Annotated in this window: 11 protein-coding genes and 3 rRNA genes; 11 read left to right on the top strand and 3 right to left on the bottom strand. The window is 43.7% G+C overall.

Annotated features, from left to right (window positions below; all coding sequences use genetic code 11):
* Positions 1 to 113 precede the first annotated feature (113 nt).
* The gene (locus tag RRU94_RS17970; RefSeq protein ID WP_315692209.1) at positions 114 to 380 is read left to right on the top strand and encodes a hypothetical protein; all 267 of its coding nucleotides are present in this window, start codon (positions 114 to 116) and stop codon (positions 378 to 380) included.
* A gap of 307 nt (positions 381 to 687) precedes the next feature.
* On the opposite strand, the gene RRU94_RS17965 is transcribed toward RRU94_RS17970, so the two are convergent.
* Entirely contained in the window at positions 688 to 1,239 is a 552-nt protein-coding gene (locus tag RRU94_RS17965) for a restriction endonuclease (protein WP_315692208.1), read from the bottom strand.
* A gap of 925 nt (positions 1,240 to 2,164) precedes the next feature.
* Here RRU94_RS17965 and RRU94_RS17960 point away from each other — a divergent pair.
* The 4 genes from RRU94_RS17960 to rrf all read left to right on the top strand — a co-directional run bounded on the left by RRU94_RS17960 (position 2,165) and on the right by rrf (position 8,434).
* Complete coding sequence (locus RRU94_RS17960; protein WP_315692207.1) at positions 2,165 to 2,569, top strand: hypothetical protein; 405 nt, start codon at positions 2,165 to 2,167, stop codon at positions 2,567 to 2,569.
* Between the two features lie 984 nt (positions 2,570 to 3,553).
* Positions 3,554 to 5,105, top strand: a 16S ribosomal RNA gene (locus RRU94_RS17955).
* Between the two features lie 164 nt (positions 5,106 to 5,269).
* Positions 5,270 to 8,202: ribosomal RNA gene (locus tag RRU94_RS17950) — 23S ribosomal RNA — on the top strand.
* Between the two features lie 116 nt (positions 8,203 to 8,318).
* Positions 8,319 to 8,434 (top strand): 5S ribosomal RNA (gene rrf / locus RRU94_RS17945).
* The 16S, 23S and 5S rRNA genes sit together here, the layout of an rRNA operon.
* Before the next feature lie 664 nt (positions 8,435 to 9,098).
* On the opposite strand, the gene RRU94_RS17940 is transcribed toward rrf, so the two are convergent.
* The gene (locus RRU94_RS17940; RefSeq protein ID WP_315692206.1) at positions 9,099 to 9,713 is read right to left on the bottom strand and encodes a TetR/AcrR family transcriptional regulator; all 615 of its coding nucleotides are present in this window, start codon (positions 9,711 to 9,713) and stop codon (positions 9,099 to 9,101) included.
* A 200-nt stretch (positions 9,714 to 9,913) separates the two neighbouring features.
* On the opposite strand from RRU94_RS17940, the gene kynU reads away from it, so the two are divergent.
* From kynU to RRU94_RS17910, 6 genes are all read left to right on the top strand, one after another.
* On the top strand, positions 9,914 to 11,200 hold the full coding sequence (gene kynU / locus RRU94_RS17935; protein WP_315692205.1) for a kynureninase: 1,287 nt from the start codon (positions 9,914 to 9,916) through the stop codon (positions 11,198 to 11,200).
* A 35-nt stretch (positions 11,201 to 11,235) separates the two neighbouring features.
* The gene (locus RRU94_RS17930) at positions 11,236 to 12,648 is read left to right on the top strand and encodes an amino acid permease (protein WP_315692204.1); all 1,413 of its coding nucleotides are present in this window, start codon (positions 11,236 to 11,238) and stop codon (positions 12,646 to 12,648) included.
* A gap of 45 nt (positions 12,649 to 12,693) precedes the next feature.
* The gene (kynA, locus tag RRU94_RS17925) at positions 12,694 to 13,551 is read left to right on the top strand and encodes a tryptophan 2,3-dioxygenase (protein ID WP_315692203.1); all 858 of its coding nucleotides are present in this window, start codon (positions 12,694 to 12,696) and stop codon (positions 13,549 to 13,551) included.
* Between the two features lie 139 nt (positions 13,552 to 13,690).
* Entirely contained in the window at positions 13,691 to 14,317 is a 627-nt protein-coding gene (kynB, locus tag RRU94_RS17920; protein WP_315692202.1) for an arylformamidase, read from the top strand.
* A 767-nt stretch (positions 14,318 to 15,084) separates the two neighbouring features.
* Positions 15,085 to 15,330, top strand: a complete 246-nt coding sequence (locus RRU94_RS17915; RefSeq protein WP_315692201.1) for an ABC transporter — start codon at positions 15,085 to 15,087, stop codon at positions 15,328 to 15,330.
* A gap of 559 nt (positions 15,331 to 15,889) precedes the next feature.
* Positions 15,890 to 16,426: a PIG-L deacetylase family protein gene (locus tag RRU94_RS17910; protein ID WP_315692200.1), complete on the top strand. Its 537-nt coding sequence runs from the start codon at positions 15,890 to 15,892 to the stop codon at positions 16,424 to 16,426.
* 182 nt (positions 16,427 to 16,608) lie between these two features.
* Here RRU94_RS17910 and RRU94_RS17905 read toward each other — a convergent pair whose 3' ends face one another.
* Complete coding sequence (locus tag RRU94_RS17905; protein WP_315692199.1) at positions 16,609 to 16,992, bottom strand: IS3 family transposase; 384 nt, start codon at positions 16,990 to 16,992, stop codon at positions 16,609 to 16,611.
* Between the last annotated feature and the right edge of the window lie 438 nt (positions 16,993 to 17,430).

Genomic DNA, 17,430 nt, shown 5'->3' with positions numbered 1-17,430 from the left:
CAATCGACTTCAAAACAAGGGAAAAGACCTATGGGCCGACAATCACCTTAGTATGAATACAGCCAAACCCTTGTAAGCTCAATTAAATGATCGGTGCGCTTATTGTATTCAGTTTGATAACAGCATTAATTGTGTTTGTATCTGTGAAAGAGCCGGCGCAAGAATATCCTGGTACGGTAGACGAAGCTTTGTGGGAGAAATTTACTCAAACATTCCGGTCAAACTTTGCAAGCAACGATGGCATTGCGTTGTTTGACCGGGTTGAAATCGTGCCGAACCAGCATGTCGAAAAGATATATTCGACTATAGCATCAACAGATGATAGTGCAGTGTGCCAATTGGACGTTGATAAACTTGGCTCGATGGCAGTCAATCATTAAAACTATTATGCGGAATATCGTGCTTTTACCGACTTGAATGACGTTCGTGTCTACGGGAATGACGGTAAAGATCCTGGTTATATATTCAGCGATTCGCTTTTGTCGGCGGATCAATAATGACAGAGTAGCCATCGGCTTAACAGTCGGTGGCTTTTTGGTGCATAATATTTTATAATCCGGTGTTACTATCGTACTGCCGTCCCATCTGACTTGGTTATTGCCGGGCTAACGCTGCCTTGTTCAATCGTCAATGAGCTGCGGTGCAGCGCTGTTTTCGAAAAGTGTTAAATAGAATAACCCCGCCGGACTAAACCGGACGGGGCTTTTCTTGCGCTTGATCGATTACCTTGCTTTCCACAATTAAATTTATTAGGTCACTTCGGTCGATTAGTCTCACGGTAAGCCGTTCTGCGCAGTTGCAGGCGTTTTTGGTGAACGTATTATTCGTTATAACCCATGCCTCGTTTGTTCGATAATACCCTTTAGCACCGCTCACTTCCTGGACAGCTTTAACTCCGACAGCACTATTATATCGCTTTGCTTGGACTGCAATGGTCCGGTTTTCCTTACACAGCAACAAATCGGCACCATAGTCGCCGGTTGCGGGAGTATATTGCACTGTATAACCCTTACCCGTAAACAAAGCGCCTAAGTATTTCTCGAACTGGATACCATCCATGCGGTCGATTTCATCTAATCCTGCCTGCAGTAGTTTTCGTTTCTCCTCATTCTTTACATACCAGCGCAGAAAAAAATACGGTATCGCTAAAAGAACGGCAAGCAGGGCATAGCCGATAAATACTTTAATGTTTCGCAGGATGAAGAAAAGAATTATGGCGTAAAGCATGTAAATCGACATTTTGTCATATCTAAGTCTGTTGCTGTGCCTTAATACCACTATCTCAGCTCCCTAAATGATGTTTAACCCATATTATTTGCGCTTTTATACAGCTTTATTCCAAAAATAAAAACGCCTGCTCATCGAGGGGCGTCTTTTTGTGTTTGTATAAAAGTTATGCGGCCTGCTTACGCCAGGGATCGCCGATAAATAATCGCATAAGTTCCCGTATCCATGAACGGTTCAGATGGAAAAGCAGCCGATCCACAGGCGAAATGATGGATGTTGAATAAGTTATCGATCACTACATAGTCCGTATATCTAATATAACGCTGGCACTTCAGGCAAAACATTTTCTAGGTTCGTTTTACGTCATCAGCTCCCGGCCTTTTTCTTCATTACAAAAGATAATGGAAAAACGCGTGACATACCGATGAGTTGATGCTGGAGGAAACGAAAGAAATAACGGACTGGGAGAGCGTTTCCTTGACAGGGTAGAAGTCGCTGGTTCGAACCCAGTAGTCATCCTGCTGTTGTTCTCGAATTAATATGAGGCATGCTTCGTTTCCAGGAGGCAAGAAACCGTTAAAGGAAAAATTAACAATAACAGAGGATCAATTACCTGCTGCTAGTTTCCCGTAGATTATCCGGGAAAAGAAGTAGCGGTTTCTGTTGATATATACATGATATATATAGAACGGTTTGGTTGTAGCTGCCGCTGCCGCTTTTTTTCTATGGAGATCTGGGGATGTGTTTTAGGAAATTGAACATCCTTTGATTTAGGAATAAATATGAAGTACATACAGCTACATGTCGTTAGTGTATGGAACATGATGAAATCTGGAGGTCAATGAGAAGGACTTAAACACTTTTTAACCAAACTTTTACAATCTTAACATTCGTTCCTTGTTACAATAAAACCGATAATAGAAAGGGGAGAGCATTCATGTCAGCAGAAGACAAAGCCTTAAACAGAAGCACACGCCTTTTTGTTGATCCATTCATCAATATTCATTTATCAATGACGGGCGATAAGGATGTAATTGATGGAACCGACGCTCAACTTAGTGCGATCAAGATGTTACTGGGGAATATAGATTTCGAAGCTGAATACAACAGTGACCCAGAAGCTAGCCAAAAAGGATGTCTTTCTGTTTTAGACGAGATCGGCAGGCTGCTGAGGGTCCGCATGGATGTTTTCCCGAAAGAGCAGCGTAATATTGAGGTAGTTCGTAACTTTTTGAATGCAATGTTGTTGAGTAGGATTTATGAGCAGGAATCATATCAAGGAATTTTTGATCAAGATAGAGTGGATGATGGAGAACAGCCGAATTTGGCTTTTAGACCGTAACAACAATGAGGTTCAAATAAATAATATACATGGAGCGGCTGATTCATTATCAGTCGTTCTTTTTTTATTGCATTACCGGCCAGAAGACTCCTTCAAATTGCGCAGCAATTAGTTGGAGAAGTTCACATAAGCTCTCTATCTGCAGAAAAAGAGCGGCCTATTGGCCGCCTATTCAACAATTTTAAAATCAGTTGAATTCCCTAGAAGACGCGCAACTCGATAAACTCCTGCTGTAAGAGGCTTTTTAAATGAACGTGCATCAAGAGAGCTACCTGCTGTAGCACGTTGTATTAGGCATTAAAGTCTCAACGATAGCCGGAAAGCTATTTCATCACTGTACTCCACTGTAACCCATTGATTATCTAGCTTTTTTTGAAGAAAGCTCGATGGCGAATAAGAGTATGATTTATTATTTATTTTCGATATAGTGATTTTAATATCCTTATCGGTGGATAGATAGAAGAAAGCTTTAAACCACCACTCCTCGATCTATAGTGTTCCAGGAGAAGTACAGTTCATTCATCGATTCATTATCTTTAATGATGGATCGCATTGAGAACAAAAAGGTAATTTAGGTAATAAAAACATCAATAAAGTTATTGAAATAGAAATTCATACATGGTATATTATTATCCGTCGCTAATACAGCGATGAAAAACAGCAACATTTCTTCTTTAATAATTATTAATCAAAAAATGTTGTTGACTAATAAAGTGATTATATGATATGATATTTATCCTGTCGTAATGAAATGCGGCATGATGATATAAGCTTTTGTTTTTATGACAATTTATCGAAAAAACACTTTCGAAAAAAGTTGTTGACCTAAGCTTCTGTGTATGGTATGATTGATTAGTTGCCTCTTGAGGCATTAGATGAAATTGATCTTTGAAAACTGAACAAAATAAACGTCAACGTTTTAAATTTTTATCTTCCATTAAAAACACCCCGTGTTTTAATGGAAACAAATGAGCAAGTCAAACTTTTTTGGAGAGTTTGATCCTGGCTCAGGACGAACGCTGGCGGCGTGCCTAATACATGCAAGTCGAGCGGACAGAAGGGAGCTTGCTCCCGGAAGTCAGCGGCGGACGGGTGAGTAACACGTGGGCAACCTGCCCTGCAGATTGGGATAACTCCGGGAAACCGGGGCTAATACCGAATAACATTGGAAACCTCATGGTTTCCTTTTAAAAGGCGGCTTCGGCTGTCACTGCAGGATGGGCCCGCGGCGCATTAGCTAGTTGGTGAGGTAACGGCTCACCAAGGCGACGATGCGTAGCCGACCTGAGAGGGTGATCGGCCACACTGGGACTGAGACACGGCCCAGACTCCTACGGGAGGCAGCAGTAGGGAATCTTCCGCAATGGACGAAAGTCTGACGGAGCAACGCCGCGTGAGTGAAGAAGGTTTTCGGATCGTAAAACTCTGTTGTCAGGGAAGAACAAGTACGGGAGTAACTGCCCGTACCTTGACGGTACCTGGCCAGAAAGCCACGGCTAACTACGTGCCAGCAGCCGCGGTAATACGTAGGTGGCAAGCGTTGTCCGGAATTATTGGGCGTAAAGCGCGCGCAGGCGGCCTTTTAAGTCTGATGTGAAAGCCCACGGCTCAACCGTGGAGGGTCATTGGAAACTGGAAGGCTTGAGTGCAGAAGAGAAGAGCGGAATTCCACGTGTAGCGGTGAAATGCGTAGAGATGTGGAGGAACACCAGTGGCGAAGGCGGCTCTTTGGTCTGTAACTGACGCTGAGGCGCGAAAGCGTGGGGAGCGAACAGGATTAGATACCCTGGTAGTCCACGCCGTAAACGATGAGTGCTAAGTGTTGGGGGGTTTCCGCCCCTCAGTGCTGCAGCTAACGCATTAAGCACTCCGCCTGGGGAGTACGGCCGCAAGGCTGAAACTCAAAGGAATTGACGGGGGCCCGCACAAGCGGTGGAGCATGTGGTTTAATTCGAAGCAACGCGAAGAACCTTACCAGGTCTTGACATCCCGCTGACCTCCCTGGAGACAGGGCTTTCCCTTCGGGGACAGCGGTGACAGGTGGTGCATGGTTGTCGTCAGCTCGTGTCGTGAGATGTTGGGTTAAGTCCCGCAACGAGCGCAACCCTTGATCTTAGTTGCCAGCATTTAGTTGGGCACTCTAAGGTGACTGCCGGTGACAAACCGGAGGAAGGTGGGGATGACGTCAAATCATCATGCCCCTTATGACCTGGGCTACACACGTGCTACAATGGATGGTACAAAGGGCTGCAAGACCGCGAGGTTTAGCCAATCCCATAAAACCATTCTCAGTTCGGATTGCAGGCTGCAACTCGCCTGCATGAAGCTGGAATCGCTAGTAATCGCGGATCAGCATGCCGCGGTGAATACGTTCCCGGGCCTTGTACACACCGCCCGTCACACCACGAGAGTTTGCAACACCCGAAGTCGGTGGGGTAACCCTTACGGGAGCCAGCCGCCGAAGGTGGGGCAGATGATTGGGGTGAAGTCGTAACAAGGTAGCCGTATCGGAAGGTGCGGCTGGATCACCTCCTTTCTAAGGATATTTACGGAAGTGAGAACTTGGTTCTCACACACGTTGACGCGTTATTTTGTTCAGTTTTGAAGGATGAATTCCTTCTATAACAAACATGATTGTTCTTTGAAAACTGGATAATATCGTAAAGTAACACCAAGCAATACCGAGTAATCGCCATTTTAGGTTAAGTTAGAAAGGGCGCACGGTGGATGCCTTGGCACTAGGAGCCGACGAAGGACGGGACTAACACCGATATGCTCCGGGGAGCTGTAAGTAAGCTTTGATCCGGAGATTTCCGAATGGGGAAACCCACCATCCGTAATGGGATGGTACCCCTGCCTGAATACATAGGGCAGGAGGAGGCATACCCGGGGAACTGAAACATCTAAGTACCCGGAGGAAGAGAAAGCAAACGCGATTCCCTGAGTAGCGGCGAGCGAAACGGGATATAGCCCAAACCAGAAGGCTTGCCTTCTGGGGTTGTAGGACACTCTATACGGAGTTACAAAGGAAGAGGATAGGTGAAGCGACCTGGAAAGGTCCGCGGAACAAGGTAACAGCCCTGTAGCTGAAATCTTCTTCTCTCTTGAGTGTATCCTGAGTACGGCGGAACACGAGGAATTCCGTCGGAATCCGGGAGGACCATCTCCCAAGGCTAAATACTCCCTAGTGACCGATAGTGAACCAGTACCGTGAGGGAAAGGTGAAAAGCACCCCGGAAGGGGAGTGAAAGAGATCCTGAAACCGTGTGCCTACAAGTAGTTAGAGCCCTTTAACGGGTGATAGCGTGCCTTTTGTAGAATGAACCGGCGAGTTACGATTTCATGCAAGGTTAAGCTGATAAAGCGGAGCCGCAGCGAAAGCGAGTCTGAATAGGGCGCATGAGTATGAGGTCGTAGACCCGAAACCAGGTGATCTACCCATGTCCAGGATGAAGGTGAGGTAACACTCACTGGAGGTCCGAACCCACGCACGTTGAAAAGTGCGGGGATGAGGTGTGGGTAGCGGTGAAATTCCAATCGAACCTGGAGATAGCTGGTTCTCTCCGAAATAGCTTTAGGGCTAGCCTCAAACGAAGAGTACTGGAGGTAGAGCACTGTTTGGACTAGGGGCCCATCCCGGGTTACCGAATTCAGACAAACTCCGAATGCCAGATACTTATGTTTGGGAGTCAGACTGCGAGTGATAAGATCCGTAGTCAAGAGGGAAACAGCCCAGACCACCAGCTAAGGTCCCAAAGTATACGTTAAGTGGAAAAGGATGTGGAGTTGCCCAGACAACCAGGATGTTGGCTTAGAAGCAGCCACCATTTAAAGAGTGCGTAATAGCTCACTGGTCGAGTGACTCTGCGCCGAAAATGTACCGGGGCTAAACGTATCACCGAAGCTGTGGATTGACACCTTATGGTGTCAGTGGTAGGAGAGCGTTCCAGAGGCTGTGAAGTCAGACCGGAAGGACTGGTGGAGCGTCTGGAAGTGAGAATGCCGGTATGAGTAGCGAAAGAAGGGTGAGAATCCCTTCCACCGAATGCCTAAGGTTTCCTGAGGAAGGCTCGTCCTCTCAGGGTTAGTCGGGACCTAAGCCGAGGCCGAAAGGCGTAGGCGATGGATAACAGGTTGATATTCCTGTACCACCAAGCATCGTTTGAGTGATGGGGGGACGCAGGAGGATAGGAGATCACGCAGCTGGATACGCGTGTTTAAGCAGTCAGGCTGGAAATGAGGCAAATCCCGTTTCCGTTAAGGCTGAGCTGTGATGACGAGGGAATTTTAGTACCGAAGTCTTCGATTCCACACTGCCAAGAAAAGCCTCTAGCGAGATGTAAGGTGCCCGTACCGCAAACCGACACAGGTAGGCGAGGAGAGAATCCTAAGGTGAGCGAGTGAACTCTCGTTAAGGAACTCGGCAAAATGACCCCGTAACTTCGGGAGAAGGGGTGCTCTGGTAGGGTGCAAGCCCGAGAGAGCCGCAGTGAATAGGCCCAGGCGACTGTTTAGCAAAAACACAGGTCTCTGCAAAGCCGCAAGGCGACGTATAGGGGCTGACGCCTGCCCGGTGCTGGAAGGTTAAGAGGAGGGCTTAGCGCAAGCGAAGGTCTGAATTGAAGCCCCAGTAAACGGCGGCCGTAACTATAACGGTCCTAAGGTAGCGAAATTCCTTGTCGGGTAAGTTCCGACCCGCACGAAAGGCGCAACGATCTGGGCACTGTCTCAACGAGAGACTCGGTGAAATTATAGTACCTGTGAAGATGCAGGTTACCCGCGACAGGACGGAAAGACCCCGTGGAGCTTTACTGCAGCCTGATATTGAATTTTGGCACAGTCTGCACAGGATAGGCAGGAGCCTTGGAAGCCGGAGCGCCAGCTTCGGTGGAGGCGCTGGTGGGATACTGCCCTGACTGTGTTGAAATTCTAACCCGCACCCGTGATCCGGGTGGGAGACAGTGTCAGGCGGGCAGTTTGACTGGGGCGGTCGCCTCCTAAAATGTAACGGAGGCGCCCAAAGGTTCCCTCAGAATGGTTGGAAATCATTCGCAGAGTGTAAAGGCACAAGGGAGCTTGACTGCGAGACCTACAAGTCGAGCAGGGACGAAAGTCGGGCTTAGTGATCCGGTGGTTCCGCATGGAAGGGCCATCGCTCAACGGATAAAAGCTACCCCGGGGATAACAGGCTTATCTCCCCCAAGAGTCCACATCGACGGGGAGGTTTGGCACCTCGATGTCGGCTCATCGCATCCTGGGGCTGTAGTCGGTCCCAAGGGTTGGGCTGTTCGCCCATTAAAGCGGTACGCGAGCTGGGTTCAGAACGTCGTGAGACAGTTCGGTCCCTATCCGTCGCGGGCGCAGGAAATTTGAGAGGAGCTGTCCTTAGTACGAGAGGACCGGGATGGACACACCGCTGGTGTACCAGTTGTCTCGCCAGAGGCATCGCTGGGTAGCTATGTGTGGACGGGATAAGTGCTGAAAGCATCTAAGCATGAAGCCCCCCTCAAGATGAGATTTCCCATTACGCAAGTAAGTAAGATCCCTTGAAGATGACGAGGTAGATAGGTTCGAGGTGGAAGTGCGGTGACGCATGGAGCTGACGAATACTAATCGATCGAGGACTTAATCAAGAAATGCCGAGGGTGTGTCCATAAAAAAAAAAAAAAAAAGATTAACAATGGCACGGTATGCCGTTACTTTACAGAGATTATCCAGTTTTGAAGGAACAATTTTGTTCCATACATAGTCTGGTGGCAATAGCGAAGAGGTCACACCCGTTCCCATCCCGAACACGGCCGTTAAGCTCTTCAGCGCCGATGGTAGTTGGGGGTTTCCCCCTGTGAGAGCAGGACGCCGCCAGGCACGTACAGGAGAACAGCGGAAGCTGTTCTTTTACTTTGGAATTATATTCCACGAAACAGAATATGATTTAAGGAAAAGCTATAAAGAAAAGGTAGGTGTTGCAACAGTCACCTCCTTTTATATAGATAAACACCACCTGAATAAATTTCAGGTGGTGTTTTTGTATTCGAATTGCTGGTTTTTTATATTGGCGAATTAAGCTTTTCTAGAGTTAGGTGATTCTTCTCTCCGAAGCTTTTGCTTTTATCCGCAGCTATAGAAGAGGAAGATCAAACTGTACGTTATCAGGCAGTGATGGCTTACTACGCCTTACAGATTTTATACGGCACAGAGTAAAAATAAAGAGCGATTCATTATGAAATAACCAACAGCCTTTAAGGGCTACTCTGTTTTATTAAAATTGTTTAATATAAAGACAAGAGTTCTGCGTAAGAATTCACAGACTGTAGACAACGTGGTTTTCAAACCTCCCATTCGGGGCCGTTTTATCTTTTTTGTACGTTTGCATGACTGCACAGGTGTCTGCGACCAGCTGATCGGCTTTTTTAAGCTAGTAACTAACTTTAACTTGGTTTCTCGCAAATTTGACATGATGAAAGGATAGCCATGTTAAATTTTTAAAACCAAAGCGTCACCCCTTAGAACTGAATGAATACCTTGGATTTTATAAATAAAGCCCTGCTGCATAAACGGCTGTAATTGTTTTGGCAATTTCCTCAACAGGTGCTTTATGTTCTTCGCGAACGATTTCCCATAAATACATTTCGTTTGCAAAAAACCAGCCTCGTGCCACAAGTTCATGGTTCAATCCAGGCCTTGCCAAATTATTATTCTGAGAATAGAAAACGTCTTGAGAAATTCTTTGGATAAACTTCTCCCTAATTTCTTTCCATTTATGAGACGCAATAGGGGAAGAGCCGATTGCTTGTTCAAAAACCTGCATCATTGCCCGCTCTTTTTCTGCTAATTTTAAAAAAGAAGTAGCCTGTTCTTGAATAATTTGTTCAGCCTCTGTTTTAGATTTTGGAGAAAAAGGAATCTCGGCAATCTGATAAAATTGTGCCATAACACCTTCCATTAAGACGATTAAAAGATCATCTTTTCCTTCAAAATGAACATATGCAGTTCCATATCCGACATTTGCTTTCTTAATGATTTGAGAAATAGTCGCTTTTTGAAACCCCTCTTCAAGAAATACTTGTTTTGCAGCTTCTAATAGTTTTTCTCTTGTCAGGATCGAACGCAAATGGCGCTTATCAACGACTTCGTCTTTTTTCACTGCTCGTTAATCCTCTCTTAAATGTATTTTGTTAATTCTAGCATATATGGATTATCTTCAAAACTAAAGGGTGATTTATGAAGAACACTTAAAGCCTTTAGATGTTATTAGAATATTCAGATTTGTTATTGACATCATGTCATATTCTTTGGTACGATTGCGCTAGTACAATAATAAAAATAGAAACAGGGAGGATTAGGATGCTTTCATATTCTTTTCAACCAACAGTAGAGTTCGCTCAAAGTCTTGATCAAGATGATAAGCTTTCGCACTTCCGCCAGGAATTTTATTTAAAACCGAATTCCATCTATATGGATGGAAACTCATTGGGACTTCTCTCTAAAAGAGCAGAAAAGACAATTTTAGAGTCTTTGGCCGATTGGAAAGAACTTGGAATTGACGGCTGGACACAGGGGAATCATCCATGGTTTTTAATGTCCGAAAGAGTGGGAGAAATGTGTGCGCCACTCGTAGGAGCTTCACCTGAAGAAGTGATTGCGACTGGTTCCACGACGGTGAATTTGCATCAGCTTGTCGCATCATTCTATAAACCAGAAGGGAGACGTACGAAAATTTTAGCTGATGAGTTAACGTTCCCCTCTGACATTTATGCGCTTCAAAGCCAACTTCGTCTTCACGGGTACGATCCGGAGACCCATCTTATTTGTGTGAAAAGCAAGGATGGCCGCTTTTTGGAAGAAGACGATATCATTGCGGCGATGACTGATGATATTGCCTTAATCATCTTACCGACTGTTTTATATCGAAGCGGACAAATTTTGAACATGAAGCGGTTAACAGAAGAAGCTCATAAAAGAGGGATCTTGATCGGTTTTGATGGCTGCCATTCTGTAGGCGCCATTCCTCATTCATTTAGCGAGTGGGGGGTTGACTTTGCATACTGGTGCAATTATAAACATTTGAACGGGGGGCCAGGGTCTGTCGGAGGAATATATGTTAATCGAAAGCATTTTGGTACACATCCAGGGTTGGCCGGCTGGTTTGGATCAAGAAAAGACAAACAATTCGATATGGAGCATACATTGACTCCGGCAGAAACAGCAGGAGCTTTCCAGATTGGAACGCCTCATGTATTAAGCCTCGCGCCTTTGATTGGTTCTCTTGAAATCTTTAAAGAAGCGGGGATTGAAAATATTCGGGAAAAGTCTCTCTTGATCAATCGTTATTTAATGGATTTAATCGAATATGAGTTAAAGGATATGGGCTTTACAATCGGAAACCCCAGAGACGATGTACGCCGCGGAGGACATATTAGTCTTGAGCATAAGGAAGCGGCACGGATTTGCAAATCATTGAAGGAAAATGGAATTGTTCCAGATTTCCGTGCACCTAATATTATTCGTTTAGCACCGGTGGCCTTATATTCTTCCTATGAAGAAGTATGGAAAGCTGTTCAAACCCTCAAAAATATCATGGCTGAAAAGCAATATGAAAAGTTTGCAAATGAGCGCGAAGTGGTAGCATAACGCCGAAAGTTTCGGGAGAACAAGGGGGATGAAAGATGGGGAATCATAATGGGGAGCCAGGATTAAAGCGTGATCTAAAAACAGGTCAGATTACGATGATTGCGATGGGCTGCGCAATTGGAACAGGATTATTCCTTGGCAGCGGCATGGCTATCGGAACTGCAGGACCAAGCGTATTGCTTAGTTACGCAATAGGGGCGTTTATCGTTTTGCTTTTAATGGGATGTCTGGCGGAAATGACAGTGGCTCATCCTACTTCCGGTTCGTTCGGGACGATTGCTGAAAAATATATTAACCCTTGGGCTGGCTTTATTGTACGGTACTCGTATTGGGTGGGAAATGTTTTGGCTGTTGGAGTAGAAGTAAGTGCCATTGCCGTTTATATGAAATATTGGTTCCCCGACGTTCCAGGCTTCATATGGATTTTGTTTTTTGCTCTCGTCCTCATCTATGTAAATGCAACAAGCGTCAATACATTCGCTACATTTGAATACTGGTTCTCTATGATTAAAGTAAGCGCAATCGTGCTTTTCATTCTTCTTGGTTCTTACATTTTATTCGGAGGTTCAAATCAATCGAGCCTCGGCCCTCAAAACCTTGTAAATGATGGAGGCTTCATGCCGTTCGGCTGGTGGGGAATGTGGGTTGCGATTTTTATTTCCTTATTTAGCTTCTTAGGTACTGAAATGATAGCCGTGACAGCTGGTGAAGCAAAAGAACCGGATATTGCAGTACCTAAAGCGTTGAAAGCGACCGTGTTCCGTTTATCCACATTTTATGTACTCACCATTGCCATTATGTTAATGATTGTTCCGTGGCAGTCCGCCGGGGTAGACAAGAGTCCGTTCGTAAAAGTTATGGAAATTTTAAATATTCCAGGAGCTTCCGGGATTATGAACTTTATCATTTTAACAGCGGCTTTATCCGCGATGAACAGTCAGCTCTATGCTTCTACCCGCATGATGTATTCTCTGTCACAAGGAGGCTATGCGCCTGCCTTCTTTGGAAAGATAAGCAAAAAAGGGATTCCTTCAAAAGCCCTTGCTGTTTCGACAGGCGGTATCTTTCTGGCAGCAGCAGTAAATGCGCTCGTGCCCAACTCCTCTTATGGATTCATGATGGGGATTTCGATGTTCGGTGCTCTTTTCACTTGGTTTATGGTATTTATCTCTCACTTGTTTTTCCGCAAGCAGTGGGAGAGAAACGGCGGGCGCAAGTTACCGGTTAAAATGATAGGTTTTCCGTATTTAACGATTGTAGGAGCCTTGCTTTTATTAAGCCTTATGTTGACGACTTGGGTTACACCGTTTAAAATCATGCTTTTGTTTGGAGTACCATGGTTAATATTCTTGACCGTTGCTTACATGGTGTGGAAAAAGAAAAACACGAATCACACAGCGTTACAAAAAGCTCCAAGTATACCTGACAATGATGTGAAAGTTAATTAGATCAAAGAACATGGATGTGTAAAAGAAGAAAAGGGGGAGTATACAATGATAAATCCAAACGATAAAGAGCCTGCTGTAAAACCCGTCCTAGAAAAAGAGATCCGGACAGACTTTCAAAAAGATATGTCTTATGGGGATTATCTTCAGCTTGATAAGGTTTTATCAAGTCAGCACCGATTATCAGGCCATCATGATGAAATGTTGTTTATAATCATTCATCAAGCAAGTGAGCTGTGGATGAAACTTATTTTACACGAGCTTTCAGCAGCAACTGCATGCATTCGCCGTAATGATTTAGAGCCGTCTTTTAAAATGCTGTCACGAGTATCAAGAATTCAGCAGCAATTAATCCAGTCATGGAGTGTACTATCCACATTGACCCCGGCGGAGTACATGGAGTTTCGAGATAAACTTGGACATTCATCTGGCTTCCAATCTTATCAAAACCGTTTGATTGAATTTGGTCTTGGAAACAAAAATGCTCATACCTTATTAGTTTACCAGCATCAAACAGAGCTTTATGAAAAATTGACTGAAGCGTTAGATCAACCGAGTATTTATGATGCTGCTATCCAGGCCTTAGCACAAAGGGGATTGCCGGTTGATCAAGGAGCGCTTGAGAGAGATTGGTCACAGAATTATGAGGCCAATGCCAGTGTAGAAGAGGCTTGGCTGACAGTTTACCGAAATGTCGACCAGTATTGGGACTTATATGAATTGGCAGAAAAACTTGTAGATATCGGAAATCAGCAACAACTATGGCGTTTTAACCATATGAGTACAGTTGAGCGAATCATTGGAAACAAACAAGGAACTGGTGGTTCATCGGGCGTTACGTATTTAAAGAGAGCACTTGATCACCACTTTTTTCCGGAGCTATGGAGTTTAAGAACGAAACTTTAATCTACATCGGGGGTAATCTAGCGGACACGCGAGATATGCGGCTGCCTGATTGCCCCTGAGCATTTTTACATATACGCTCTAGCAGAGTAGTGTTAGGAATTCACGAGAAGATTATAAATATAAATTGAAGGGGTGCTATATGAATAAGTGGATTGATATTTCGCAAAGATTAGACGGAAACGTAGCTGTCTGGCCGGGGGATACACCTTTTACATATAAAGTGAATTGGAGTAAAGAAGAAAGCGGATCGGTCAATGTTGGGCAAATAACCATGAGCACTCATACGGGAACACATATTGATGCACCTTTCCATTTTGATAATGAAGGCAAACGAGTGTTGGAATTGGATTTCAATTTATATATCGGCCTGACCCGTGTCATCCACCTATTAGACAAGGCGAGCATTGGTGTAAATGACTTGCGTGATTTTGATTTGGATGGGGTGACTCGTCTGCTGATTTACACAGGGGCATGGAAAAACCGAACTGTCTTTCCGAAATCCATCCCATATCTTGAACCGGAAGTAGCCGCTTACTTGTCACAATGCGGTGTACGGCTGATTGGTTTAGACTTACCATCGGTCGATCCGCTGGACAGTAAGGAGTTATCAGCCCATCACGAACTCACTCATTACGGATTACATATTTTAGAGGGAATTGTACTCGATCATATCGCTGAGGGAGATTATGAACTGGCCGCTCTTCCGCTGCCGCTTGTGGAAGCAGATGGAAGTCCGGTGCGTGCCGTGCTGAAAGCAATCGAATAGCCTATTTTTGGGGAAGTTGCTTTAAGAGAACTTTTTGGCGGTTTTTTACTTAATATTGCATGAAAAGGCCAGCGATATTGATAATCTATCCCATCTTTTCATCCAATTCTTCGTATTTTTAGGACTGCAATCTGCTGTTTCAAATACCGGTTTACTGCTCCGTTTCACTTTCATTCTTAGGCCCTTTTCTAAAGGAATATGACGTGCCTACTGGCTGTTCAAGCCGGTGAAGTTTACCTGCTCTGTACTATTTTATCGATGTTTTGGCCTCTCGAATATTTAATTCGTTCATTACTTCTTTGGCTGGTATCCCTGCCAGCCTCATTTCTACGGCTTTCATCTTTACCTCAGCTGGATAACAGACTCTTGTCTCCACCTTCAAATTGTTATTAGGTATTCTATACCCATTTTCAAAATTAAGTAACTATCCTGTTAAGCCGTTCTGCGCAGTTACAGTCGTTTTTGGTGAACGTATTATTCGTTATTACCCATGCCTCGTTTGTTTGATAATAATCCTTTAGCGCCGGCTTGCTTCCTGGACAGCTTTCACTACGATAGCGCTTTTATATCGCTTTGCTTGGAAAGCGATGGTCCCCTTTTCCTTGCGCAGCAGTAGAATGAAAAAATTTTACGGATATCAGGGATCTTTCATTGATACTTTCATTGATACTTTTTTAGCTTCTCTGTGCGTTTCTCTTTAACGGGCTCTCAAGCAGCCACGTATTATATGGTAGGACAGTTATTCCTATGAAAGGAGGTGGATTTCTGTGCTTACGAAACATCCTATGTGTAGTATTTTTGAGATGTTCCTAGGGTTTTTAGTGGGTGTAGTGCTGCTGCTGCTAACGGTGTGGGGGACAACACCTGCAATCCCTGGTTTCTTCTCGCTCCTTGGACTAGAAACCATTGGTGCTACTTTCACTATCATTATTGCAATACTCGGCTTCCTTGTTTCTCTTCTCTTTGGTCTATGCATATTTAAGAGAGTTTGGCGCTGTTGCTTTGGAAAATAAAGCGGATGATAATGGATAATTCAAGTCCCGGCAGCATCTGTAATCACCTTTATATGATGAATCATCACTTATATTGAGAGACAGTGGATAACCGGTAAGGAGCAGGAAGTTCGCTGGTAATGTGACCATTTGTGGCTACGAAAACAGCTTTTTTGTAAAGACTATAACCAAATGTGTGACCATAAAAACAAAAAATATTGCAGGTTGTGGCCATGATAGTCTGTTTAAAAAGAGGTGTTCTAATTGGGCAGCTCTTTTTGTATATAAATTATTTGGACTTATTCTAACGTTGCAAGCGTGAAAAAGCCTTCCTGGATGAATCATAGGAAGGGGGTCAATTTTTTGCTGTTTTTAGATTATAAATGATTTTCCTTAAAGACATTTGAACAAAAAATTAGAGCCTAACCCCCACTAAATCGAGGATTTTGAAGGGGAATGCGGCACTAATTTTTTGTTCAATTTGTCCTATCCATGCACTGGGTCATCCTTCATGATCTCTACATACACTATTTGAGACTGCAATTTCTAATAGGAAAATTTAAAAATGAGGTGTCACATTTTGATTGATAAACTCATGTTTGTCGCCCATCCCGATGATGAATCGATTTTCGGGGGAGCGGCTTTATTAAGAGAACAAGGTTGGAAGGTCATATGCCTAACCAATGGCAAAGACAGTATCCGTTCAAAAGAATTTCATCAGACAATGAAACAGGTTGGAGCTTCATATGAAATATGGGACTATCCTGATATATATGGCGGTAGCTTTGATGTGCAGCTAGTCGGAAAGGATTTAAGGAAGGTCATTAGCAAGTATAGATCTAGTCGCATCGTTACACATAATCTTTGTGGGGAGTATGGACATACCCAACACAAATCACTCTCAAAAATTTTACATGATCAAGGACATGATAATCTCTATGTCTTTGATACCTCAAACGAAGTCATTCCCTTCCGCCTGCTTCAGAAAAAATTAAATCTTCTCTCTATCTATAGAAGTCAGATGCACGTGATTAAAAAGTTAATGCCATATATTTTATATGAGAAAATCGTGCGGTATGATAAGTCAACTTGTTTTACGGAAGATAAACATGTATGAGAATTGTTCAGGTTGCCAGAATAAATTTAAATTAGAGAAATCTTTACAAAGATTTAATGTAATTCTCAATTTTTATTTATTAGTAAATCGTTACTATAGCATAGAAATGTTTTGCGGAATATCTATTCCTGACCTAAAGCCCTTTATCTCAATTGTGACCTAATTGGATTGTCAACACTAAATCAGACAACTTCTTTAAGGGAAGATCGTTTATATTCAATTGAGCTTACGTAGCCTAGTGTTCTATGAATTCGCAGCTTATTAAACCAGTTAACATAATCACTGAATTCAAGCGTAAGATGCTCGAGGCTATCAAATTTCATTTGGCTGATAAACTCTATTTTGATGATTTTAAACGTGGCTTCCGCCATGGCATTATCATATGGACAGCCTTTCATGCTTAAAGAGCGGCCAACCTGGAAGGCTGCTAACATCTTATCAATGAGCTGGTTTTTAAACTCGCTCCCACGGTCGGTATAAAACAGCTGGATGTCCCGCAGATCACCTTGAATGGAAGAAAAAGCCCGTGCGACAAGGGACGGAACTGACCTCATAAGGTGAGACAAATAAAAACACCTTTAAGTTGAAAACGGGTATGTAAATTACCTAAAAATTCAACTTGGAGGTGTTTTTTCTATAGGTACAAGAGTCAATTATCCAGCGGCAGTAAAAATAAAGGCTGTAAAGGGGAGGTTAGCTGGAGTGCCGGTCTTCCCAAATTTTCTTTTCATAAAGCTTGCTGAATTTTTTAGATTATTTTTATTAATAAGGGGGAATGACTCTTCCTTCTAGCTGGCCTTCTAATGTTGCTGCTTCATCTTTTCCGATGAGTGGAATTTTTAAGCAACACTGAGATCGAACTTGTAACTAACCATTTGCTGTCTATATTCATATAAGGTATTCTGCAACACTAAGATGCATTCTATCTCTTATTGAGAGAGAAATATATACTGCACAAATGACCATTTTTTTTAAAAGTTGCCTAATAGAAAGATAATTAAAAA

This window comes from Domibacillus sp. DTU_2020_1001157_1_SI_ALB_TIR_016 (assembly GCF_032341995.1).
GTDB classification, from domain to species: Bacteria; Bacillota; Bacilli; order Bacillales; family Domibacillaceae; genus Domibacillus; species Domibacillus indicus_A.
Note: the sequence above shows the minus strand (reverse complement) of the source record. Positions and strands in the feature narration are given on the sequence as shown.

Excerpts from the sequence above, each read along its gene's own strand:
- RRU94_RS17965 (WP_315692208.1), bottom strand. The coding sequence starts at position 1,239 with ATGTCGATTTACATGCTTTACGCCATAATTCTTTTCTTCATCCTGCGA.
- RRU94_RS17960 (WP_315692207.1), top strand. The coding sequence starts at position 2,165 with ATGTCAGCAGAAGACAAAGCCTTAAACAGAAGCACACGCCTTTTTGTT.
- kynU (WP_315692205.1), top strand. The coding sequence starts at position 9,914 with ATGCTTTCATATTCTTTTCAACCAACAGTAGAGTTCGCTCAAAGTCTT.
- RRU94_RS17930 (WP_315692204.1), top strand. The coding sequence starts at position 11,236 with ATGGGGAATCATAATGGGGAGCCAGGATTAAAGCGTGATCTAAAAACA.
- kynA (WP_315692203.1), top strand. The coding sequence starts at position 12,694 with ATGATAAATCCAAACGATAAAGAGCCTGCTGTAAAACCCGTCCTAGAA.
- kynB (WP_315692202.1), top strand. The coding sequence starts at position 13,691 with ATGAATAAGTGGATTGATATTTCGCAAAGATTAGACGGAAACGTAGCT.